Below are 22,073 nucleotides of genomic sequence, written 5' to 3' on the forward strand. Positions count from 1 at the left end.
AAAGAATACTGCGGAGATTGAGTCGTATATCCAAAATCAATTGAAAGAGGATGAATACGGCGAACAACTGACCATGCTCGGAAAGGTGTAGCCCGTTTACGGGCTCGCCGGTAAGGACCGCACGCAGGTGTCAGACTGCGCAACGCGTCGAACGCGTCGCTAGTAACCTAGGGCAGGGCCCGTATATGAAGAACCACCCGCTGTGCGGGTGGGGTCCTTTTTTTTTTGTTGGTTTTTTTGAGAAATGTTATGCACCGGCGTCTTCGAGGCGCTGGACATGGCAATAAGCCAATTCCTTGGTCCTCTCGTCGCGCAGGTGGAGGCTCGAGCCTTCGCAGTAGCGCCAGTACTTGCATTTTTTGCAGTCGCCTATTTTTGCCCAGCTGCGGTCGCGCATCACCTGGTAGCGGTTCTGCCACACATCCCAGAGGTCGTCCTTGTAGATGTTACCTTGTATGTAGTCGCCGCGGAGGCTCGGGCAAGCCGAGATGCTCCCGTCGCAAAGCACCGAAGAAACGTTCACGCCGGCACGGCAGAAGAACGGGTAGTTGCGGGCGTCCTTCTCGTAGCTCCCGAGGAACCCTTCGCAGCCGTAGTTCACGTTGATCACGTTCAGTTTCTTGACTTCGCGGATGAAGTCGAACATCTGGCGGAATTCCTGGTTCGTGAGCTGGAACAGCGGATTGTCCTTCGCGCGGCCCTTCGGGAACACGGTCGCGATGCGCCAACGCTTTACGCCGATTTTCAAAAGCAGGTCGAGAATCTTCGGGAGTTCCTTGAGGTTCTGGCGGTTCACGCAGGTCATCACGTCGAAGGTGAGGCCTTGCGTGTGGGCGGCCATGTCGATGGCGCGGAGCGCGTTATCGAAACTCGTGGGGGCTCCGCGGAAATGGTTGTGGCTTTCCTTGAGGCCATCCAGGCTAATCGTGAGTGAGCGGAGGCCTGCATTCAAAAGTTTCACGAAGCGTTCGGGTGTCATGGCAAGGCCGTTGCTGACCATTCCCCAGGGGTATCCGCGCTTTTTGATTTCCATGCCGCATTCTTCGAGATCCTGGCGCATCAAGGGTTCGCCGCCGGTAATCACCACGATAAAGTGCTTCGGGTCGATGTGCGGGGCGAGATTATCCAGCACGCCCATGAAGTCTTCGCGAGGCATGTCGGGGATGGCGTCCTTCACGCAGTCGCTACCGCAGTGCAGACAGTGCAGGTTGCAACGCAGGGTGCATTCCCAGAAAAAGTAAGTCAGCGGGTGCGCCTTGATTTCGTTGTGGCGGTAAAGGCGATATGCTTCGAGAGCGAGTTTCTTTTTAAGAGAAAGTTGCATGAAAATGTGGGGTGTGAAATGTGGAGTGTGATGTGTGAAATTTAATGGATGCGTTGTCCATCCACGTAGTATTTTGACTTGAATTCGTCTTCGCTATAGAGCGTCTTTTTATCCTTTTCATCGCGACAGTCGAAAGTTTTCGTTTCGTCGTCGGTCGATTGGAAACAGGTGACGTCGTCTTCACAATAATAAGTATCCGTACACGCGGGGTACGACATGGTGCAGTTCTCGAAGTTCCCGGAAATTTCGTCCTCTTCGTTTTCGCAATCGTACATAATGCCGTATTCGGGGCACATCTGTTCAAGATCGCAGGCGATCAGTTCCTTGCTGTCGCTAGAGGAGTCGTCGCTGCAGCCGCTCCAGAAAAGAGCGCACAGGCTTAATAGAAATTTTTTCCAATGCTTGTAGAACATGGTGTAGTGTGGAATGAGGAGTGTGAAATGTTTTTTTACGGTTTGGGAGGACAATCGATAACTTGGTGGCAACCGGCAAGGGAATCTTCTTCGACCGTTAGATTTGGGTTTCGTTCGATGCAGACGTCACCATTTTCTGTGCAGTTCGGAGCCTGTTCACTACCCGCCTTCGGGGCGAACACCTGGACACCTTCGGGGAGCTCAACGCCTTCCACACCTGCAGCGGAGGGGTCCCTCAGGTATTTGTTTCCGTCAATGCAGTCGATAATCTTGAACACCCTGCCTTCAGTATTTTGCACGCTATCGTTAAAGCAAAGCGTTTCGCTACCGGTCGCTTCGCTGGAATCTTTGGGAATGATGACTTGGCTGTAACGGGACCTGAATTCGGCCTCGCTGTAAATCTTGCCGTCGCATTCGTAGGTCTTTTCGGTGATAGCGACTACGCCGTACTCAGGGCAAATGTCCTCGACACAATTATATTCTGGCACCCAGCGTTCACTCACTTTTTCTTGGCAGGTCACGCCGTCATTACACCTGTAGGTGCCCTGGGATTCCGGATCCCCGTAGCAAGTCCCGCCAAAAACCCCGTATTCAGGCGCAATCAATTCCAGACTGCTCGACGATATGACCCCGAACTCGCTACTGCTTGAAGAAATCTCGGCTCCTGAGCTAGTCGAAGGGTCGCTGGAACTGGACTGTGTATCATTTGCGTCGCTGCTGCTTTTTGGGGCTGGAGCGCAAATATCGTCGGGACAGCCGTAAAGAACGACTTCCGATGAAGATGCCGAGTCGTCGCAGCTTGCCCAAAAAAGTCCAGTTAAAGCAAGTGCTAATTTTTTCCAGTGCTTGTAGAACATAAAGACTCCTTATCCCATAGAAAGGTCCCTAACGTCTTAAATATATACAAAATAGAAAGCCCCTGCAATTCAAGGACAAAAATGTGTGATATAGGGGGTTGAAATTTGCCAATTTTGACTTTATAGGTCGAAATATAAAACAAAGCGCCCGAAAGGGTGGTCGCTTTATTGGTTTTGGTGCTAATGGCGGTTCTGGCAATGGTTCTAGAAATGGGGAATACGATGCATCCTCGAATACTTGGAGCGATAAGGGACATTACAAAGACGGCACCGACGATTACGGCTTAGAAAAATACCCTGTAGGGAACGATTTTCTGGTGCTTCCGTCCCTTGGTGTCAAAGTAGAGGGTGCGGCGGAGTCTGTTCATCTTTGCGGCAGGTCGCTTTGCAATGGATGTTGTTGTCCCATCGGAATAAATCATGAAGTATTGGTTCGTTCCGTTGTGTCGGATTTCTTCTATCATGAACCCGTTTGAATTTTCTGTAATGGTGTGGTCGTATGACTGTACAATGTCTCCATCTTTTATCGGATTCCCGTTGTTATCTGTGCAACCATCTTCGCAATCATGAACTCGGTAGAATTCGTGGCAAATATGGCTGTCATTTGGGTCGGCAACATAGATTTCAAAACCAGCAGTATCCATCGGTGCGCCGTCTTCTGATCCAAGAACTAATAGGAGCAAGGTATCGTTTTTGAATGATACTTCAATATGGGTTGCATAAGTATCGTTTTCTTTTTCTAAAGATTCAGTGTCGTCAAGAATAAGGCCGTCTTTATAAACTTTCGTAGTAGATCTGATTGTTCGAATATCTTGCTTACGTTCAATGGAATCCCTTTCAAGAAATTCAATAGATATAGTGTCGTTTGAAATTTTTTTGTTCGCAATGCTGCGGTGGTCAGACTGAAAATTAAAATCGTCTACTAGATAAAGTTTAATCGTCGTATCGATTTGACTTATTCCGTCACGATTCGATTCGACAATACTTCTAAGGTAGTCTTTTTCTCTTAAAATTTTTTCAGAACGAAAAAAATCTCCGTCATAGGTGAAAAAAGTACTATCAAGGATGGCGTCCGTTCCTCCTAGATAAAGCCCATAAAACTCTTTGTAATACATCAGCAGTCCTTCCGTGCAGGTGATAGCGTGGACTGTTGGGACAAGGAACAAAAGGAAAAGAAAATAGCGTATCATTTGAAGTCTGTTTTTTTGAAGCCTAATATAAAAAAAAGAATACACTTGTCGATGAAAGTGGAATTGCTTTTGGGAATGCGATACGTCCGGACTGTATTTCGTGCCGAAAACGCAAGTTTTATGTAAAAAGTCCTATGAAAAATGTAATTCTTATTGCAAAAGTCCTATGACTTTTGTATATTAAAGGTATGAAACGCGAATTTTTAAAAGATTTGGTCACCTGGAAAAATAGCAAGCGCCGGAAGCCCCTGCTTTTGACGGGTGTTCGCCAATGCGGCAAGACCCATACCTTAAAGGAATTCGGCGCAAAATACTTCGATAACGTATGCTACATCAACTTTGAGTCTAGCGACAAGTTCGCCGCCATTTTCGATTATGACTTTGATGTAGAGAGGATTCTCAGGGAGCTTGAGCTGCTTACGCAATGCAAAATTGAGGCGGGCAAGACGCTCCTGATCTTTGATGAAATCCAGGAAGCTCCGCGTGCAATCACTTCCTTGAAATATTTCTGCGAGAACAAGCGAGAACTCCATGTGGCATGCGCGGGGTCTTTGCTCGGCGTTGCTCTCCGTCGCGAAAATATTTCGTTCCCTGTCGGGAAAGTCAACCGCATGCAGATGTTCCCGATGAACTTCAGGGAATTCTTGACCGCCTGTGGTGAAGAAAAATACATCGAGCTCTTTGCTGAGTGGCCTATTGATCGGACGATTCCCGAAGTCTATGCAAAGCCCATGGAACGCCTGCTGAAGGAATATCTTGTTGTAGGCGGGATGCCCGAAGCGGTGAACGAGTACGCAACCTCCAGAAATTTTGAAACCGTGGGAGAAATCCAGGATGAAATTCTTGCAGACTACGCGGACGATTTCTCGAAGCACGCTCCCGTAAATGAAATTGAAAAAATCCGCATGATATGGGATTCTGTGCCCAAGCAACTTGCCAAGGAAAACAACAAGTTCATGTTTTCGCATGTAAAGAACGGCAAACGGGTTCACGAACTTGAGGCCGCGCTACAGTGGCTCAAAAATGCCGGGCTTATTCATTTGGTTGAACTAGTGCAGAATGCGGAAATTCCCTTGTCTGCAAATTCGGATGCGACGAATTTCAAGGTGTACCTTTCGGACATCGGTCTGCTGGGCCGCAGACTCTCACTGGGCTACAAGGATATCTTGATGGACGATACGCCCAATACGAATAAGGGTGCCGTCACAGAAAACTATGTTCTGAATGAATTGCTCTGTATGCGAAAGAACCCGTATTTCTGGCGCTCGGGAAACAGCGCGGAACTTGATTTTCTCTTTGAAAATGAAGGGAAAGCGGTTCCTGTCGAAGTCAAAGCGGCAACCAACACGCAAGCGAAGAGTTATAAGCAGTTCTGCAAGAAATTTGCACCGGAAAAGGGGTACAAGCTTTCGCTCAAGAACCTCGCCGTGAACGATTGCGAAGGTTGTTCAACGGTAAGCTTGCCGCTTTACCTGCTGTGGACAATCCGCTAAACTTTGGTGATCAATTTCTTTGCCTTGTCAGATTATGACAAAATCGGCTAATTTTGGTTATGCTTGGTTACGGGGTGTTAAACAATTTCTTACTTGTGTTGCTTGCGGGCTTGGAATTAATGTCCGCTTGCACAGACACCTCCTCCAGTTTCGATGCATCTGAAGTATGTCCGGAAAGCGGTCGTGGAACATTCCAAGATGTTCGAGATGGTCAAGTGTATAAATACATCACCATTGGCGATAGAGTGTGGATGGACCAAAACCTGAATTACCCAGCGGAAACTAGCACTTGCTATGATGAACAGCAAAGCAATTGCGACATCTATGGAAGGCTGTATTCTGTACAGTATATGAACACCAAGCAAAAAAACTTCGGAACTTTTAACCTAGATATCATTGATTCCATTTGTCCCCATGGATGGCGTGTCCCCACCTTGGCTGAATGGAATAGAATTGTTGACTTAATGGATGGAATAAAACATTTCAAGAACAATGAATGTATGGAGGTGTCTCTTTATAGTGGGTATGCAACTTTTTACAACAACCTATCTACAGGCGATCCAGACCCACTTTTTTATGAGGATTTGGGAGAAGGCTTTCGAATGTGGGTGACAAGCACATACACTGAACATGGAAGGATGAAAATTTTTTCACCAGATTTTGAGGATAGAGTTAACGGCCTTTTAGTAGACAAGCCCAAAGGTTATTATTCTCTTCGTTGTATAAAAAAAGAAGATTGGGAGTTGTAACGCTGGGGGTGTAGAGCAACGGAGTGCGAACCAGGGGGACAACAGCTTCAAGGCGAGTGTTGTGGCAAACGGAGCTTGACATAACATACTGTATTAAATGTCAAGAGGCTTTTGTACAAAAATTTGGTACATAGGCCTCTTTTTTCGTAAGGACTGCATAAAGTTGTCGAAGCAGCTTGTTCGCCACTGCAATCAAGGCTACTTTGCTAGGCTTGCCCGATTCCTTCAATCGTGTATAGAATGACCTGCAATCAGGATTGTATTTTATCGCGACGACTGCACACATATAGAATTGCCCTCGCAGCCTTGTGCAGCCCATTCTCGAAATACTTCCGTTTTTGTGGATGCTTGTCCCTGATTGTGCATTCCGTGGAGTCAGGCCTATCCAGGAAATCAGGCTTCTGGAACTGCCAAACCTTTCGATGTTCCCAACGTGTGTGAAAAACTTCAGCGATGTTTCCAGACCGATCCCGGGAATGGAACATGCCAAGGCGATTTCTTCTTTCTTGCCGGTCTCGACCATTTCAAGTTGCCTGTTCCTGGCTTTTTCCATGAGGGCTTCCAGACTGGATATTGTTTTCTTGATGATGGAAACGGCCTGGTCGTCTCGTAAATTGACCTGGGTTAGCGAATGCAGTATGTTCTTGCTTTGACGGATCTGTTTCTGCAAGTTGTCTATAACGGCATCAAGATGCTTGAGCCTTATTTCGTCGTCTGTCGGGCATGTCCAGCAATCGGTATTCTTTTCCGCTGCGAATTTCGCTATTGAATAGGCGTCGGCCCTGTCGTTCTTACAGCGTCTTAGATCGCTCTGCATATGCATTTTCACGGCAAATGGGTTCAAGACAGCAACCGGATTTCCGCGGCTGGATAGGTATCTGGCACAGTTTAGGTGATATTCTCCTGTAGCTTCCATCGCAAAACGGGACTCAGCCGGCACTTCGTTCAGAAGACGTTTGAAACCCTTAGCGTTGTTTTCAAGCTTCAGATGGTTCTTTTTACCATCCAATAGCCATGCCGCGTCAAAAGTGTCCTTAGAGATATCTATGCCAACCCATGTTTCCATTTTAAGATTCCTTTGCTATATTGTTAACGGGTAATCACCCCACGCCCCATTGTCCAAAGGTATTCGGCATCTGCTTTTTTGCCAGCATACTTGTTCGGGGTCCTGGGTTGAAGGAGATGGGTCCCAATGTCATGCACTGCGTCGGGCGCTACCGAGCCGCCGGGTTGCCCATCTCCTACCCATTTCTAAAAATAGACTAATGAAGGGGTGATTTTCGTCCTTTTTAAATATAGGACTGAGCCGTAGTTGCAGACGCCAAAGGCGTCAAATGCAGATGGAAGACACCAAAGAAATACCAAAAAGAGCCCGCTATTACCAAGCGATGTGTGATTCTCCAGAAACCGAGAATATAGATCGGTTGGTGAAGTGGTATCAGACGGACAACGAAACGAGAAAATGCTTCGCGAACTTGGCAAATTGTAATTTGCTTTACGGAATTTCCGTGGAAACAGGTTATGTTTGACGTTTTTTTTGAGAAAAAACGATTTTTTTAATATTTTTTGTCCCTTTCGTCCAATTTTATATTAGTTTTTGAAGTGAAAAAGAGTTTTTGCTCTTGCCCTCTAGATGAAATCTCGACAATTTCAACTTGTACGAGGACAAGGCGGACACTCACGCAGACATGCCGTTTTGGCGGTGTGTTTCAGTTTGCTATGCCGGCTTCATGGTCGGTCTTTGGTTGCATGACCAAGGGCAACAGCCCGTTTGGGGCGTGGGTCGTTTGCGTTTATCGTACAAGGGCAGTCGAGAGCCCCATCTAGGTAAATGCAACGACTTGCGCCTTTTTTGTTTCCACAAAATTTGGCACGATTCCTTGCAGAGCAGGGGTGAACTCCGGAAATTTCATTGAAGGAGAAAAATGTCGCTGTGTCTGCGATTTATTCAATGAAAAAAAATGAACTTTTGCAAATGCAAAACACACTATGCCGAAACCCGCGCAGCATGGTGTGCAAAATCTGCAGGAGAAAGGAATATTTGTTATGTGTCAAGAACAATTTGAAACTGCTTTGCTGAATTTCTTAAAAAATCAAGGAGGCTTGGTTTTATATGAACAGATTAATTATTGGAAAATGAATCACCCTGAATATAGAGATTGTTCTGTTGAAACGGCTCTAGAATCTTTAGTGCGGAAAGGACTCGTCGAATGTACTGATCGAGGTGCGCGAGCGTTATAGGAATTTTTATGCCATACTGCGAAAACTGTGGAAATAAATTGTCTGAGAATGCTTGCTTTTGCGAGGAATGCGGCGCAAGGGTTTCTCCGGCAATAAAACCTCTGGGTGGTTTTTCTAGAGGTGCGGAATCTTCTTTTGTAGAAGATTCTCTTTCCACGTTCGCCGGTAATTGGCAAAGTCAATGGTTACAGGCGTCGTTGTTGGCGGGTTCTTGTGAACTCGGAATCATAATGACGGATGTATCTGCATTGGCAAATCAGCTCTCTTGTTCTCCGTCACAGTTGAAAAAAGAGATCGCTGATTATATCAACAATGCCAAGACTAGAAATGTTCGTTATCATCTTCTTGATGTCGGCGATAATGGTGTTCTCCCTGTTGAATCAAACGATGCCTTTGCCATTGTTGACTTGCTGAAGCAGATTACTAACATTGCGTGTCCTAAATACCTTTTCGTTCTAGGTAATGAAGAAATTGTCAATGTGATGTCGTGGAAAAACGAGTGCGCTGATAGCGATGAACTCGTTCTTGCAGATTTGCCTTATGTTACCTTGGATACGAATTCTCCGTGGAACGGCCAACAGTATGATTTCGCGCAGGTTCTGCGTACAGGTCGCCTGCCAAGTTATCCTGGGGAATCGATAGGAGAATTTGTTAAGTATTTTGCAACGGTTTCGAACTACACTCCTAAATTAGATACAGAAACCTTTGGACTTTCTGCGCTCGTTTGGAAGAATGCCTCAAATGCACAGTATAGGGGAATCTCGCAGAGCGATGTCAACACGTCTCCGAACATTACATTGAATAATGTAAATCAGGTAATATCCCAGAATGCGAACCTTCTGTATTTTAACCTTCATGGAAGTGAGCAAACCAAATACTGGTATGGACAACAAGAATCTTCTTATCCTGAAACATTCTCTCCAGAAGTTGTAAAGCTGATTAAAATGCCCTATTTTATTGGTGTTGAAGCTTGCTATGGTGCGCGTTATATGCAAGGTTTGACTCCTGAGGACAGTATTGTACTTAATGCAATGCAAAATGGGTGTCTCGCTCTTTTGGGATCAAGTAAAATTGCGTACGGACCTTGCGTTCCTCCAGGAACTTGTGCCGACGTCATTGTTGGTACGTTCCTTAAAAAGACTCAAAATGGGGAAAGTTCTGGCGATGCATATTGCTCGGCATTAACAGAGTTGATGGCTGGAAAAGAACCGGATGATTCGACGATCAAGACCCTCGCAGAGTTTTCGTTGTATGGAGACCCTTCTGTCAAATTGGTTTACAGTAAACAAGCGAAATTTGCGAAAACGTTGAATACGTCTATTACGAGAATTAAGGTTCCTATGCCTGATGTTCGTCGTGCTATGAAAGCCGTGTTGATAGAACAAGATTGCAAAGCTGTCAAGGCTTTCTTGCCGAAGTTGGAAAAATATCAATCGGATCTTAAAGGGTCTTTTGATATGTCGGATTATATGCAGGACGTTGAACCTAAATACTATAAAATTGTTTCGAATAATTTGTTTCAAGCCGTATACGAAAAGAATTTTGGTGAGTGGAAGTCGCTAATGAAGATTTATTTTGATGAACAGGGGAATATTAAAAAGCAATTGCTTTCTAAATGAGGTTGCTGCAATGGCTGGAATTGATTCAAAAGTAAATAGTATTCCATCTGGGCAAGAGCATGTGGTCTTGCGCGGAACTGTAATATTCCGTCAAAGCGATGTCGGAAGTAAAAATGAACATTTAAGGCCATTCCTCTATTGTAATAAGGATTCTGTCATTCCTTTGTTTTTGAAAGGAGACAATCCTTTTGAGAATAATGTTCTTCATGAACATGATGGTGAGTATGTGGAAATAACCGGTGAAATTCGAAACAATGTTTTTGAAATTTCAAACATCAAGAAAGTTTTATAAACGAGGGTAAAAATCATGAAAAAATGTACACATTGTGGCGCAATATTGAGTGATTCCGCAAAGTTCTGCAAAGCTTGCGGAATGAAGGTCGAAATCATCCCGGAAAGTCAAATGGCAAATAGTTCCGGTCAAGAGAATTTTACCCTTCTCGGTTCATATATCCGCTGGAATATTCTTAACGGACAAATCGCCGTAAAAATCGAAGAAAATGATATTGCCGCTTATGGTAAGGTAAAGGGCTTGCAGGTCCAGGATGGCGTAAAAGCTCTATTCTTTATTGAAGGAAAATTTGTTGCGGAGTTAGATGCCGGTAGCTATTCCTTCAAGGAATTGGGCGTGAACGAAAATTCTCCCCATGTGGATAAACCTGGCTTAGTTAGACGGTTCTTCAGTAATATCGTTGGCTTCTTCTCTAGCCGTGGTCGCGAACGTGCAGAAGCAGCAGGCCTTTCTAATCAAGTGAACGCGAATGTTCCCCGTGTATCGATTGTCCTGATTCGTGATACCAAATTCCCGCTGTTGTTCGATTTGACAGATATGCCCACGGCAAACTTGCATAGTGATGTTGTTTTACACGTTTTGTGCAAGATTTCTAATGTGAATGAATTTTATCGTACATTGCTCCTAGACAAAGAATTCGTGTGCTATGATGAATTTTCCAAGAAAATAGATTTGCTTGTCAAGAGTGCTCTTCGGAATGTATTGACAAGAGTTTCGCCGGATCAGGTGGTGGGCGATATGGCCCTTTATGGTGAAGCGCTCCAGAAACTGCAAAATATCATGGCTCAGGTGTATCCGTTCGTGACAGTGACTGATGTCTTGGATATGAGTGCTTCTCGCGAAGATTTGGATAAAATTCGCAAGCTTAAGGAAGAGCTCTACGTTTCGGAACTTGAACTTGAGCAACTCTCGAAGCGAAATAATTTCTTGAATCGTTTAAAGGACGAAACGAATGCGCAGACTTTGCACGAAGCGCAAACTCAGGTTGAATTTGTTGATGCAATCGCAAAAATTGACCAGCAAAATGAGCTGAATCAATTTGAACGTGAAAAGTTCGCGACAATGCTTACCGGTCAACGCCGACTGCATAGCGCCAAATCGGAAGATGAAATTCAAACTGCGCTTTTGGAACTTAAGAAAAGCCAGTTGCTCAGGGATGAAGAACTCGATAATCTTGAACACAATAAGCGCCATCGCACCGATTTACGCGACTTGAACGACGTCCAAATTCTTGCGCTGGCGACAATGAATAACGAACAGGCTCTTGAACGCCAGAAAACGTTATGGGAATTTGAAATCGGTCAAAAACGTCTTGAAAATGAGCTGCAACTGCGCAGAACGCAGGATTCTTACGAAGACGATCGTCGCGAAAAGGATCTTGATTTCAATACTCGCAGTCGGAAAGCCGACATAGATCTTGATAGGGAAGAACAGCTTTCTCAACTGGAAATTCTTAAACAGGCGCAGGCAATTCGTCAGGAACGCGAAGAGGCAGAACATCGCCGTCAAGAAGAATCTCTTGCTTCTGCTAGGGCGCATGAGGAGGAAATGCGCCGTATGTTCCAAACAATGACCGTGGAGCAGATTATTGCGGCTAATCCGGACATAACGCCTGCTGCTGCAGAAGCGATGAAGGCCAAGTTTACCGCTGAAGCTGCGGCTACTGCAGAAAAGTATAAGGCAGAAGCAGCTCTTGCGCAGAATGGTAAGCTTGAAGGCATGATGAAGAATATTCTGCAGACGACCCGTGAGGATCGCTCTGCAGAAATTGAACGCATGATGCAGGCGAACAATATGAACAATGCCAATATGCAGCAGATGATGCAGATGTTTGCACAGATGGGGATGACTGGAATGCAGGCTACTGCCGGTGCTAATGCATCTGCCAATCGTCAAAAGGCAGAACATCAAGCGGAAATGGTTGATATTTACAAGCAACAGGCCAATCAGGCTCATGCTGATGCTCAAAAAGAAAATGACCGTATGCTGCAGGGGATGACTGCTACAGCACGTGCCGTTGCCGGTATGAAGGATCAGAAGAATCAGCAGAATAACCGCCGCAAGGATATTGATGAACCGTTGGCAGAAATAGCTGCTGAACGTAAGTGCCCGAGCTGCGGAGCTGTTCTCGAAGATGGCTCGTCCTTCTGCGAAGAATGCGGTGCGAGCCTATAATAATAAAAGTTTTTAAAAAGGAGTTGATATGTCTGTATGTCCGAAATGTGGTGCAGAAATTGAAAAGAATGCAAATTTTTGCGAGAATTGTGGAACCGCAATTCCCCAAAGTGATGAGCATTTACAAAAGAATGCATCTGTAATGGGTGATAAAAATGTAGTTGCAGGGGATGTCGTCGCCCAAAAGATTGATGGCGATAATGTTCAAAATAAAATTGATGGTGATGTTCTTTGCGACGAGAATGTCTTGCAAGGTGATCAAAAAAATCTACGGAAGGACTCAGCGTCATCACCAATGATTGGTGATAAAAATGTAGTGGCTGGAGATGTTATTGGGCAAAAAATTGCAGGTGACAATGTTCAAAATAAAATTATGGGCAATGTTATTTACAATGTGGTTCAAGATGAAACGAAACGTACTGCCCCTTGCGCTATATGTGGACGCCGTATAACGGGTGATATGGGACATACATGTCCGAGGTGTGGAAATACTGTTTGTTCTGAATGTTATGACGAATCCCAACGTTGTTGCGAAAAATGTGCCCCAAAAGCTTATGATGAAATTGTTGTTGATAAATCGGGGTATGGTGATGTGCGAACCATAACGGAGGCTTTGCAATCGGCGAAAGATGACAGCATTATTAGAGTTAGATTTGGACACTATGATGAAAATCTGATAATCAATAAACCTCTTACTATTGTTGGAGAACCTAACAAAAAGGGTGAAAAGCCTGTAATATGTGGCTTCTATGAAGAAGGTGCTGATGTCATTGCAATTGACGCTCGAGCAACATTAAAAAATTTATCCATTACACAAACTCCTATTGAAACGGTTTTTACCGAAGTAGATGAAGACGGAGATGAATCCTATGTCTTTAAAGATGTTAATGAGTCTCTTGTTGGTATTTATAGTGACACTATTGTTGAAAATTGCGAAATCTATAAAGCTGTAGGCTATGGAATAACGTTAGGAAATAAAAGCAATTTAATAATAAAGAACTGTGTGATTTCTGAATGTCAATCAGCTGGAATGGCAGTTATGGATTCCGCTAAAGGCTCCGTTGATAAATGCGACATTTCTTCAAACGAGGGTTATGGAATTCTAATAGGCGATAATGCATGTTTGTCTGTTAAAGATTCTAAAATTCACAATACAAAAGGTAATGGCGTAATGGTTGAATCCGGAGCAGTGTTAATAGAACGCTGCGAAATTTCCGAAAATAGAGATCTTGGAATTCTTGTGAATGATTATAGCAGTTCAGTAAAAGAGTGTAAAATTTTTAGAAATGGTCATACAGGAATAAGTGTTCGCTCTTCTGACTATCCGACGATGATAAAAACTGTAATTGAATCCTGTGAAATTTTTGAAAATAAATTTGTTGGACTTCATGTTAACGACGAGTCAGACCCCCGTATAGAAAAATGTTTAGTTTACAAAAACCGAGTCAAAGGCATAGAAATTTCTAATGCTGGAGGATCTTATGTGAATTGCAATGTTTTTGAAAATTTAGACGACGGAATTTATATATCTGGAGAAGTTTGCGGATTTGAAGAAAAAAGTGACGAGTATCCGACAATAGAAAATTGCAGAGTATATGACGGGAAAAAAGGTGGTATAGCAATAGAAGAAGGTGCGGAAGGAACTATTGTTAATTGCGAAATCTACAATAATGAGGGACCGGGAATACGTGTTACTGGAGAAAATTCTGAAGCCACTATCCAAAAATGTAGAATTCATGATGGGAAAAATAACGGCGTCCTTATAGAAGATAAGGCTAATGCAATTATTGAAGATTGCGATATATCTAACAATGTAGGACAGAATGTTCAAAGAACCGGTGCCCCCGTCAATGAATCTTCAACGGCAAACTCAATTAATCACCCTGAAGTAAATAATCAAAATATATCACCAGCCCCCAAACCAGTTCAAAATAATAAGCCTGTTACGGAAAAAGCCCCCTCTAAAGTAATTGAAAAAAAAGGTCCACCTACAACAAAAAGTAATCTCGAAACACCCAAAGATCCTCACCGCCAAACCAGTATTGATTGGAGTAAGGATACTCCCAAAACGGCTAAGGAATGGGACGCTTTGTCTTCTGAAGCAAAGCAGGATTGGTTCATTTGGCATGAAGGACAGATGCAAGGAAAGTTCGCTGCTGTTGCTGCAATTTTGGAAATCATTGCTGCAGCCTTCATAATTTATGAAAACGACAGCGGAACAGGATATTCTGTTTTGACAGGTATTTTGGCTTTCATTGTTTTGTGTCTTACATTTGCGCTCCGTAAAATTTTGTATAAGGCATTGCGGGCAACAACTATGGCTGCGTTGTTGGGTAGCTTCTTCAGTTTTATTATATATTTCTTAACGGAAGAAGGTGCTCTGCGGATTGTGTTGTACACTCTCGCTTATGTTCTTTGCTTGGCATTGTTTGGTTATTTGGAAGCAAAAGGTGCTCTAGGTAAAAAAGCTCCGAGTTTTTCAGACTCCAAATCTTGATAAAAAGATTTTGAACCATGCCAGAAATTTCTTGGGAAAATGCTCAACCCCTTTTTACAAATCCTCCCTGATTAGCGATATAAATAGAGTGGAGCTGAATGACCTCTACTTCGCATTTTACAGGAGACTTGTATGGCATCGGTTTTGGGTTTTCTCGTTGTCGCGGCGGTTGTCATCGTCTTGGCCGTTATCGCCGTCAAGATTCTTATAGCGCTTTTGCCGGTTCTCCTGGTTGTTGGCGGAATCTGCCTGGTGGTTTTTGTTGTGGGTGGTGCGAGTGATGGGGTGAAAGAGGTTAAGAAGGAAATCGTGTATACCCAGAATACCGTTAGGGAACATGTGGTCCAAATTCGAGATGATGTCCAGCGCGATTATCACGAGCAGATGCTTTCGATGACGCGGCACAAGCCCGGTGTGACGAACACTTCCACTAATCCTAGACCTAAAATTTGATGCAGTCTTTAATGCAACAACTCATTACCTGGCTTGGCTGGGGAGACGGCATTGGTGCCATAGCGGGCATCAGTGCCATTTTGACTGTGCTTGCCATTTTGGCGCCTGTCATTGTGGGGCTGTTGCTTTATGGCTTGGAGCGCTTGCAGGTTGAAATCATCGGTGCTGTAAATCGTGATTTTGCCTACTTTTTCGTGAACTTCGTGACTTTCCCAGGAACGTTTGTTCACGAAATGGCCCACATGTGTTTTGCCGTCATCACGGGGGCGGAGGTCCATGAAATCTGCATGTTTGAAAATGAAAGTGGACGCATCGGGCATATTAGCTACCAAGTTCGTGGACCGTGGTTTATTCAGGCGGTGCAACATTCCCTGACTGCCGTGGCTCCGACTGTCGTTGGGCTTGGTTTGGGATATTTGCTTTTGCATCTAATTTTTACCTCCGAATTTACCCTATGGGAAAATATTGGATTGTGGTACTTGGTTGTTTCACTTATTGATCATTCGACAATGAGTGATTCTGACTTGGAACATTATTTTCAGGGCGTGTGGATTTTTATAGTCCCCTTGTTCCTCTTCTTTTTTATTCTTGGCATGCTCGCTTGATATTCGATTTTCATGTTCACATGGGACAGTATTTTGACGACTACTACACGCCGCCACGAATACTGCGCACATTGCGACTTGCAGGTATCACTCACTTTGCATATTCCAGCACGAGTACCGTTGTTACTGATGATCCTAGTTTCTTGTTAGAAGAGCGAGTTGCAATGCATGAACTTTCGGAAGGTCGTGCCAAGCCAATCTTGTGGGTGACGCACGATATGCTGAAACGTTCGCCGGATCTTTCGTTGTATATGAATGATACCGGTGGTAAAATTTGTGGGTTGAAAATTCACGGTGTATCGGAAAGTTGGTTGCCGAATGGTCGCGAACTGCAACGAGTGTTCAATATAGCCCAGGAACGAGGTCTATTTGTGAAACTCCACACAGGTGAACGCGAAAATTGTGAGGCGGGAATGTATCAGGAAATCTGCACAAGATTCCCTGATGTCCGAGTCGTTCTAGCCCACGGACGTCCCATTGGGCAGGCAATCAATGTTTTACGGAACTGTTCCAACGCTTTTATTGATACTTCATTTATGCCTCACGGCCATTTTCAGCAACTTATGGATGCCGCACGGCAAAGCTGCTTCACAGACCGCATTTTGTTTGGCTCCGACACCCCTATTCCGGGGCGTCACTTAAAAAGTTCCCTGCCGCGCCACTTGCGCAGCCGTATTGAGCAAACCAAACGCATTGCGGGCAAGGATTGGCAAAAAATCTCCTGGGAAAATGCGCAAAATTTCTTGACATTAGCACCGAAATAAGCGATATATAAAAAGGAACGTGCTCCCTAAAGAATATTTTCAAGGAAATTTAGTATGGCAGAGGAACAGGTCTACGACACCGATAAGATTCTTAAGATAATTGCCGATTTGCCATTATCCTGGTACGAAAAAAGATATCCTGACACCGCGTCTCTACAACATTGGGGAACAAATGTTACTATTAACGGCAAGATGATCGAACGGAACAAGATTCCGATGATGAATGGAATGCCACCATAGCGGACATTATGGTAAATTATGCCGTTCGCGATGCAACATATGTTCCCGAAAACATCGAAGGGGCTATTTCATGGCAGTACGAGTGGCGAAAGAAACGCTCTGAATCACCGTAAAAGGAAAAAGGGCCTCTTTTTTCCAGAATTGCGAGCCAAAAACGCATTTATAATTGTATTTTTCTGTGCGGTACCGAATGATACCTTTAAAAATGCACAAATTGCAAAAAAGGTGAATACTATGCAAGTTGATTTGAACACTGTCGATTGGAAGACGCTCCCCTTCGGTTATTATGACACCGATTACAATGTACGCTGCTACTACCGCAATGGTCAGTGGGGCAAAATCGAACTGTCTTCTTCCAAGGACATTAGCATCCACATGGCCGCTACTTGCTTGCATTACGGCCAGGAAGGTTTCGAAGGCCTCAAGGCTTACACGGGCAAGGACGGCAAGGTCCGTATCTTCCGCGTCGACGAGAATGCGAAGCGCATGCAGAACACAGCGAACCGCGTGCTCATGGCTGTTCCGCCTGTCGAGCTGTTCCGCGAGATGGTCCACACAGTGGTGAAGGCCAACGCCCGCTTTATTCCGCCGTATGGTCACGGTGCAACGCTCTACATCCGTCCGCTCCTCATCGGTACGAGTCCGGAAGTCGGCGTGAAGCCCTCCGACGAATACCTGCTGTTGATGTTCGTGACACCGGTGGGTCCGTACTTCAAGGACGGTTTCAAGCCTGTGGATATGATGATCAGCCGCAACTTCGACCGCGCCGCTCCGCAGGGCACGGGTACGGTGAAGGTCGGCGGTAACTACGCTGCCAGCTTGCTTTCCCTCGCCGAAGCCAAGAAGCTCGGCTACTCCAGCACGATTTATCTGGACGCGAAGGAAAAGAAGTACATCGACGAATGCGGTCCGGCAAACTTCTTCGGCATCAAGGGCAAGACCTACGTGACCCCGAAGTCCGAATCCATTCTGCCGTCGATTACGAACAAGAGCTTGCAGCAGCTGGCTGAATACCTCGGTTACACCGTGGAACGCCGCCAGGTCCCGTTCGAAGAACTCGCTGAATTCTCCGAAACTGCCGAATGCGGTACCGCCGCCGTGATTACCCCGATCAAGAAGATTGTGGATCCGGTTGCCGGCAAGGAATTCACCTACGGTGACGGCGTGAATCCGGGCCCGGTCTGCACGGAACTCTTCACCAAGTACACTGCTATCCAGTTCGGTGAAGCCGAAGACCCGTTCGGCTGGACTGAAGTGGTGGAACTGTAGTAGGTCGCGACTCCGTCGCTTTGAGCGATGAGGTCGCTCGTCTTCGACTCGCCTCGAGGTATGAGCGAATTTGAAAATTTCCCGTGGAGAAATCTGCGGGATTTTTTTGTGATTGCGATAATTGCATTTCTACATTAAATAATATATATTGGTAAATAATGCGCTTGTGCTATGAAGGAGCTGGCTATGGCTTGTATTAAATGGTTTGTTTTTCTAGGCTTTGTAGTCATGCTCGCCGCTTGTGGGAACGACGATTTGGTAGTGGAATCGTCTTTCGACTCGTCTGTAGACGATATAGAAGAAATGTCCTCCAGCAGCGTTAAGGTAAAGTCTTCTTCCAGCAGCAAGGGTAATTCGTCTGCCCAAGAAGTTTCTTCTAGTTGTTCTGAATCTGAACCGAATTCCTCGGCGAACGATACAATCGCTGTAGTGCAAATCAAGGACAAAACAATTTTCGGTGTTGCCCAGAAGGGGCCGTTCCTCGCTGGGTCCACTGTTAAACTTTACGAATTGGATCAAAAGACTTTGAGCAAAACGGGAAAGGTCTTTTCTGGAGAGGTCAAGCCAGGCAACAAGGGTGAATTCGAGTTGCCGTCAGTGTCCCTGTCGGGGCCCTATGCTCTTGTTGTGGTAAACGGTGAAACTCGTAACGAACTGACTGGCAGGAATATTGCTGAAAAAATCACCTTGTATGCACTAGTCAACCTTGGTGACTACTCAAAGGTGAATGTCAATGTGCTTACGCATTTGGCATATGAACGAACGCTTTATCTGTTTGAAACGGGCGTAGATATTGCTGCTGCCAAGAGGCAAGCCGAGTCGGAAGTTTTTAAAACAGTTGGTTTTGCGGGAGAATTTTCAAGTTCTGAAAGATTGAATATTTTCGGCGATGACAATGAAAATGCAATGTTGTTTGCCCTTGGCGTGTTAATGGTTTGTCAAAACCAGTCGAGTAGGACTGAAGATATGGATAAGTTTGTGGCTGATTTCAGAAAAGACGGCGAGTGGAACGATGAAACCGTCAAAGCCAAAAAGGCTGACTGGTTGCAAGCTCGTGATGCCGAAAATTATTTTTCGACAATCCGCAAAAATGTTGAAAATTGGCAACTTGGCGCTGTCCCGAATTTTAAAAAGTATCTGCGACGCTTTTGGAATGATGTTTATGGCTTGGGAAATTGCGGGGATGACGAAGAAGGTGAAGTGGCCTTCACGCAAAATAAGAAAAGCTCTACTTATGATACCGAAACTCAATTTGTTTGCTGGGATGGTTCTTGGAGTAAATTAGTTGAGGGGGATGGAACATGCGGCTCATGCACTAAAGATCGTGAAGGCGTTTTTTGCAGAAGGCCGAATGCTACGCAGGAATGGGACATTTGCCAAAATGGCAAATGGCTTTACGCTATGACAGAAACAGTGGATACATATGGATGGACTGCAGGACGTGATGGCGAAGTGCGGAAAGGTGACTCAACATATTATCACTACAAGTATGACGAAGTTTTAAAAGAGTGGTTAATAGAGTGGAATTATGAAGATAATGGCTTTGTTGTTTCCGTGCTCAATGGATGTACGCATAAGCGCGAAGGCGAAGTTGGCTGGAACCATAGAGATAAAACTTATTATGTTTGCCGGCATGTGAATTATTTTGATGTTGGAATAGATGTATACACTTGGGAAAGAGCACAAGAATTAGATTTCATTAAGCGTGACGAAAAATGTGAAAAAGAAGATATTGGCCGAATTGTAGCTGGAATGCTTAACTCCACAAACAAGTATTACTGCTCTGCGAATGGTTGGGCGGATTTAATGGCTTGGAATTTTGATGTGCCGAAGGAATTCCGTTTTAATCCGGGTATTGATTATGGGACCATAACGGACAAACGCGACGGCAAGAAGTATAGAACCGTGAATATCGGAAAACAGGTCTGGATGGCCGAAAATCTCAATTACGCAGGTGACGGGATAGGGCATTGCTACAATGATGTTCCCGAAAACTGCGAAGTGGGCGGACGCCTATATAAATGGGACGTGGCAAAGGATGTTTGTCCCGAAGGCTGGCATCTGCCATCAAAGAATGAGTTCGAAACGTTGTTCTCTGCTGTAAAACTCATGTATGACAAATATGACAAGGCGCAATATAGCTTTGCCGATATGTTCAAGGCTACCAGCGGTTGGAAGAATGATAACACGAGCTGGACGCAAGGCCTAGATGTGGTTGGTTTTTCTGCAGTGCCTGCAGGTGGAAAGCATATTGAAGCATATCGTCAACCTGAGTACAACCACGCTGGCTATGCCGCGTACTTCTTGACATCGACTGATTATGATGAACATTTCGTATACATTGTGCGACTAAACTCAACAGATGTGTCATTGATGCATGATTTTGAGGAATATGATTATTTAGCTTATAATACCAAGGAAGGCAGCTTTCCTGTCCGTTGCCTCAAGGATGCGGAATAGCCGAACGGCGTAAAATGCCTCGCACCTCAATCATCCCAAGCGTTCTTTAAGGCGTGTGTAGCGGCGGGTGCTGCGGTTGTTGCGGACGGCCTGGTGGAAGGCTCCGGGTGCAGAAAGTATCCACACGTGGCCTTTCGCGCGGGTGATGGCGGTGTAGATTAAGTTGCGCTGCAGCATCACGTAGTGGCTGGAGTCGAGAATCACGATGACGGCGGGGTATTCGCTGCCCTGGCTCTTGTGGATGGTGCAGGCGTAGGCGAGTTGCAGTTCGTCGAGTTCGTCGTCTTGGTAGGTGATGAGTTTTTCGTCGAAGAAAACGGCGATTTTGCGTTTTTCTTTGTAGATGCTGTAGACGATTCCGACGTCGCCGTTGAACACGTTCTTGTCGTAGTTATTCTTGATTTGCATCACGCGGCCGCCGACGCTCCATTCGATGCCGACCATCTTGTGGCGCGGAACGCCTGGATTCAGGAGGTCCTGCAGGAAAGGGTTCAGCTCGATAATGCCGAGCGGGCCTTTGCGCATGGGAACAAGAATCTGCAAGTCGGTTTTGAGGTCGATGTCGATTTTGCTGCGCACGCCGGTAGCGATGAGCCGCTGTAAATGGAGCTTGGCTTCTTCGGGCGTTTCGAACGGAATAAAGTGAAAGTTCGGGCCTTCGATAGGCGACGGCGTAATGCCCTGGTTGATTTTGGCTGCCTTGTCGGCGATGTCGTTGCCGCCGCTTTGCCTAAAGATGTGCTGCAGGCGCACACTTGGAATGCGCGGACACTGCAGCAGATCGTTGAGAACGTTGCCCGGGCCCACGCTCGGGAGCTGGTCGGCGTCGCCTACAAACACGATGCGGGCGGTTTCGGGAACGGCGTCCAAAAGTGAGGCGGCAAGCCAGGTGTCCACCATACTGAATTCGTCGACAATCAGCAAATTGCAGTCAAGTTTGTTGAATTCGTTCTTGTTGAATTTCTTGGTGACGGGGTCGACTTCCAAGAGGCGGTGGATGGTGTAGGCCTTGTCGCCGCAGCAGTCGCCCATGCCTTTGGCCGCGCGGCCTGTCGGGGCGGCAAGCAGAATGTTTTCGCCCATTTTGCGGGCAAGGTGCAGGATTCCCTTGAGGATCGTCGTCTTGCCGGTGCCTGGGCCGCCAGTGATGATGCAAATCTTGTGTGCGGTGGCAAGGCGAATGGCTTCGCGCTGCACGGGGTCGAAGCTGAACTTGTGTTCGCGTTCCCAGTCCACGAGCTCGCGCTCAAAGCCGTAAGTAGGCAACTCGTTTTCGTTGAGTCTGCGCTTAATGATTTCGGCGATTTTCTGCTCCGCGTTATCGAGCGGCGGGAAAAAGCAGTCTTCGCCGTGGCGCTTGATGCGGCCCGCTTCGCAAATGCGTTTGAACTGCTCCAGCAGATTCTGGATGGCGTCATCATCGGTGACGTCG

Annotated in this window: 18 protein-coding genes; 12 read left to right on the plus strand and 6 right to left on the minus strand. The window is 45.6% G+C overall.

The features are described from left to right. Nucleotides 1–247: 247 nt before the first annotated feature. The 4 genes from ACKI61_RS03065 to ACKI61_RS03080 all read right to left on the minus strand — a co-directional run bounded on the left by ACKI61_RS03065 (nucleotide 248) and on the right by ACKI61_RS03080 (nucleotide 3,709). The gene (locus ACKI61_RS03065; protein WP_407456332.1) at nucleotides 248–1,324 is read right to left on the minus strand and encodes a TIGR04133 family radical SAM/SPASM protein; all 1,077 of its coding nucleotides are present in this window, start codon (nucleotides 1,322–1,324) and stop codon (nucleotides 248–250) included. A gap of 41 nt (nucleotides 1,325–1,365) precedes the next feature. Next, nucleotides 1,366–1,737 carry a hypothetical protein gene (locus tag ACKI61_RS03070; protein WP_407456333.1) on the minus strand — a complete coding sequence of 124 codons (372 nt, stop codon included), beginning with the start codon at nucleotides 1,735–1,737 and terminating at the stop codon, nucleotides 1,366–1,368. Nucleotides 1,738–1,772: 35 nt separating this feature from the next. After that, the gene (locus tag ACKI61_RS03075) at nucleotides 1,773–2,594 is read right to left on the minus strand and encodes a hypothetical protein (protein ID WP_407456334.1); all 822 of its coding nucleotides are present in this window, start codon (nucleotides 2,592–2,594) and stop codon (nucleotides 1,773–1,775) included. A gap of 284 nt (nucleotides 2,595–2,878) precedes the next feature. Further along, nucleotides 2,879–3,709 (minus strand): hypothetical protein, encoded by an 831-nt coding sequence (locus ACKI61_RS03080; protein WP_407456335.1) that lies wholly within the window; start codon nucleotides 3,707–3,709, stop codon nucleotides 2,879–2,881. 263 nt (nucleotides 3,710–3,972) lie between these two features. Here ACKI61_RS03080 and ACKI61_RS03085 point away from each other — a divergent pair, with 263 nt between their 5' ends. Then, the gene (locus ACKI61_RS03085; RefSeq protein ID WP_407456336.1) at nucleotides 3,973–5,277 is read left to right on the plus strand and encodes an ATP-binding protein; all 1,305 of its coding nucleotides are present in this window, start codon (nucleotides 3,973–3,975) and stop codon (nucleotides 5,275–5,277) included. A 59-nt stretch (nucleotides 5,278–5,336) separates the two neighbouring features. Next, nucleotides 5,337–6,026 (plus strand): FISUMP domain-containing protein, encoded by a 690-nt coding sequence (locus ACKI61_RS03090; RefSeq protein WP_407456337.1) that lies wholly within the window; start codon nucleotides 5,337–5,339, stop codon nucleotides 6,024–6,026. 100 nt (nucleotides 6,027–6,126) lie between these two features. On the opposite strand, the gene ACKI61_RS03095 is transcribed toward ACKI61_RS03090, so the two are convergent. After that, complete coding sequence (locus ACKI61_RS03095; protein WP_407456338.1) at nucleotides 6,127–7,092, minus strand: IS110 family transposase; 966 nt, start codon at nucleotides 7,090–7,092, stop codon at nucleotides 6,127–6,129. 1,183 nt (nucleotides 7,093–8,275) lie between these two features. On the opposite strand from ACKI61_RS03095, the gene ACKI61_RS03100 reads away from it, so the two are divergent. From ACKI61_RS03100 to ACKI61_RS03145, 10 genes are all read left to right on the plus strand, one after another. Then, nucleotides 8,276–9,886, plus strand: coding sequence for a hypothetical protein (locus ACKI61_RS03100; RefSeq protein WP_407456339.1), 1,611 nt, complete (start codon nucleotides 8,276–8,278; stop codon nucleotides 9,884–9,886). A 10-nt stretch (nucleotides 9,887–9,896) separates the two neighbouring features. Further along, nucleotides 9,897–10,178 (plus strand): hypothetical protein, encoded by a 282-nt coding sequence (locus ACKI61_RS03105; RefSeq protein ID WP_407456340.1) that lies wholly within the window; start codon nucleotides 9,897–9,899, stop codon nucleotides 10,176–10,178. Between the two features lie 15 nt (nucleotides 10,179–10,193). Continuing rightward, nucleotides 10,194–12,353, plus strand: coding sequence for a zinc-ribbon domain-containing protein (locus tag ACKI61_RS03110; RefSeq protein ID WP_407456341.1), 2,160 nt, complete (start codon nucleotides 10,194–10,196; stop codon nucleotides 12,351–12,353). A gap of 28 nt (nucleotides 12,354–12,381) precedes the next feature. Next, on the plus strand, nucleotides 12,382–14,850 hold the full coding sequence (locus tag ACKI61_RS03115) for a right-handed parallel beta-helix repeat-containing protein (protein ID WP_407456342.1): 2,469 nt from the start codon (nucleotides 12,382–12,384) through the stop codon (nucleotides 14,848–14,850). A gap of 132 nt (nucleotides 14,851–14,982) precedes the next feature. Next, entirely contained in the window at nucleotides 14,983–15,303 is a 321-nt protein-coding gene (locus ACKI61_RS03120) for a hypothetical protein (RefSeq protein ID WP_407456343.1), read from the plus strand. 11 nt (nucleotides 15,304–15,314) lie between these two features. Then, nucleotides 15,315–15,908: a hypothetical protein gene (locus ACKI61_RS03125; protein ID WP_407456344.1), complete on the plus strand. Its 594-nt coding sequence runs from the start codon at nucleotides 15,315–15,317 to the stop codon at nucleotides 15,906–15,908. Nucleotides 15,909–15,928: 20 nt separating this feature from the next. Then, a complete protein-coding gene (locus ACKI61_RS03130) occupies nucleotides 15,929–16,672 on the plus strand; it encodes an amidohydrolase family protein (protein WP_407456345.1) in 744 nt (247 codons plus the stop codon). A 54-nt stretch (nucleotides 16,673–16,726) separates the two neighbouring features. After that, complete coding sequence (locus ACKI61_RS03135) at nucleotides 16,727–16,912, plus strand: hypothetical protein (protein WP_407456346.1); 186 nt, start codon at nucleotides 16,727–16,729, stop codon at nucleotides 16,910–16,912. Nucleotides 16,913–17,137: 225 nt separating this feature from the next. Beyond that, nucleotides 17,138–18,181 carry a branched-chain amino acid aminotransferase gene (locus ACKI61_RS03140; protein WP_407456347.1) on the plus strand — a complete coding sequence of 348 codons (1,044 nt, stop codon included), beginning with the start codon at nucleotides 17,138–17,140 and terminating at the stop codon, nucleotides 18,179–18,181. Nucleotides 18,182–18,367: 186 nt separating this feature from the next. Further along, nucleotides 18,368–20,641, plus strand: a complete 2,274-nt coding sequence (locus tag ACKI61_RS03145) for a fibrobacter succinogenes major paralogous domain-containing protein (protein WP_407456348.1) — start codon at nucleotides 18,368–18,370, stop codon at nucleotides 20,639–20,641. Between the two features lie 30 nt (nucleotides 20,642–20,671). Here ACKI61_RS03145 and ACKI61_RS03150 read toward each other — a convergent pair. Further along, a partial coding sequence (locus tag ACKI61_RS03150; protein ID WP_407456349.1) for an ATP-dependent RecD-like DNA helicase occupies nucleotides 20,672–22,073 on the minus strand: 1,402 nt, incomplete at its 5' end.

The organism is Fibrobacter sp. (genome assembly GCF_045601785.1).
GTDB lineage: Bacteria > Fibrobacterota > Fibrobacteria > Fibrobacterales > Fibrobacteraceae > Fibrobacter.

Bases quoted from the DNA above. Each gene is read 5' to 3' on its own strand.
- ACKI61_RS03065 (WP_407456332.1), bottom strand. From the start codon at position 1,324: ATGCAACTTTCTCTTAAAAAGAAACTCGCTCTCGAAGCATATCGCCTT.
- ACKI61_RS03070 (WP_407456333.1), bottom strand. From the start codon at position 1,737: ATGTTCTACAAGCATTGGAAAAAATTTCTATTAAGCCTGTGCGCTCTT.
- ACKI61_RS03075 (WP_407456334.1), bottom strand. From the start codon at position 2,594: ATGTTCTACAAGCACTGGAAAAAATTAGCACTTGCTTTAACTGGACTT.
- ACKI61_RS03080 (WP_407456335.1), bottom strand. From the start codon at position 3,709: ATGTATTACAAAGAGTTTTATGGGCTTTATCTAGGAGGAACGGACGCC.
- ACKI61_RS03085 (WP_407456336.1), top strand. From the start codon at position 3,973: ATGAAACGCGAATTTTTAAAAGATTTGGTCACCTGGAAAAATAGCAAG.
- ACKI61_RS03090 (WP_407456337.1), top strand. From the start codon at position 5,337: ATGCTTGGTTACGGGGTGTTAAACAATTTCTTACTTGTGTTGCTTGCG.
- ACKI61_RS03095 (WP_407456338.1), bottom strand. From the start codon at position 7,092: ATGGAAACATGGGTTGGCATAGATATCTCTAAGGACACTTTTGACGCG.
- ACKI61_RS03100 (WP_407456339.1), top strand. From the start codon at position 8,276: ATGCCATACTGCGAAAACTGTGGAAATAAATTGTCTGAGAATGCTTGC.
- ACKI61_RS03105 (WP_407456340.1), top strand. From the start codon at position 9,897: ATGGCTGGAATTGATTCAAAAGTAAATAGTATTCCATCTGGGCAAGAG.
- ACKI61_RS03110 (WP_407456341.1), top strand. From the start codon at position 10,194: ATGAAAAAATGTACACATTGTGGCGCAATATTGAGTGATTCCGCAAAG.
- ACKI61_RS03115 (WP_407456342.1), top strand. From the start codon at position 12,382: ATGTCTGTATGTCCGAAATGTGGTGCAGAAATTGAAAAGAATGCAAAT.
- ACKI61_RS03120 (WP_407456343.1), top strand. From the start codon at position 14,983: ATGGCATCGGTTTTGGGTTTTCTCGTTGTCGCGGCGGTTGTCATCGTC.
- ACKI61_RS03125 (WP_407456344.1), top strand. From the start codon at position 15,315: ATGCAACAACTCATTACCTGGCTTGGCTGGGGAGACGGCATTGGTGCC.
- ACKI61_RS03130 (WP_407456345.1), top strand. From the start codon at position 15,929: ATGGGACAGTATTTTGACGACTACTACACGCCGCCACGAATACTGCGC.
- ACKI61_RS03135 (WP_407456346.1), top strand. From the start codon at position 16,727: ATGGCAGAGGAACAGGTCTACGACACCGATAAGATTCTTAAGATAATT.
- ACKI61_RS03145 (WP_407456348.1), top strand. From the start codon at position 18,368: ATGGCTTGTATTAAATGGTTTGTTTTTCTAGGCTTTGTAGTCATGCTC.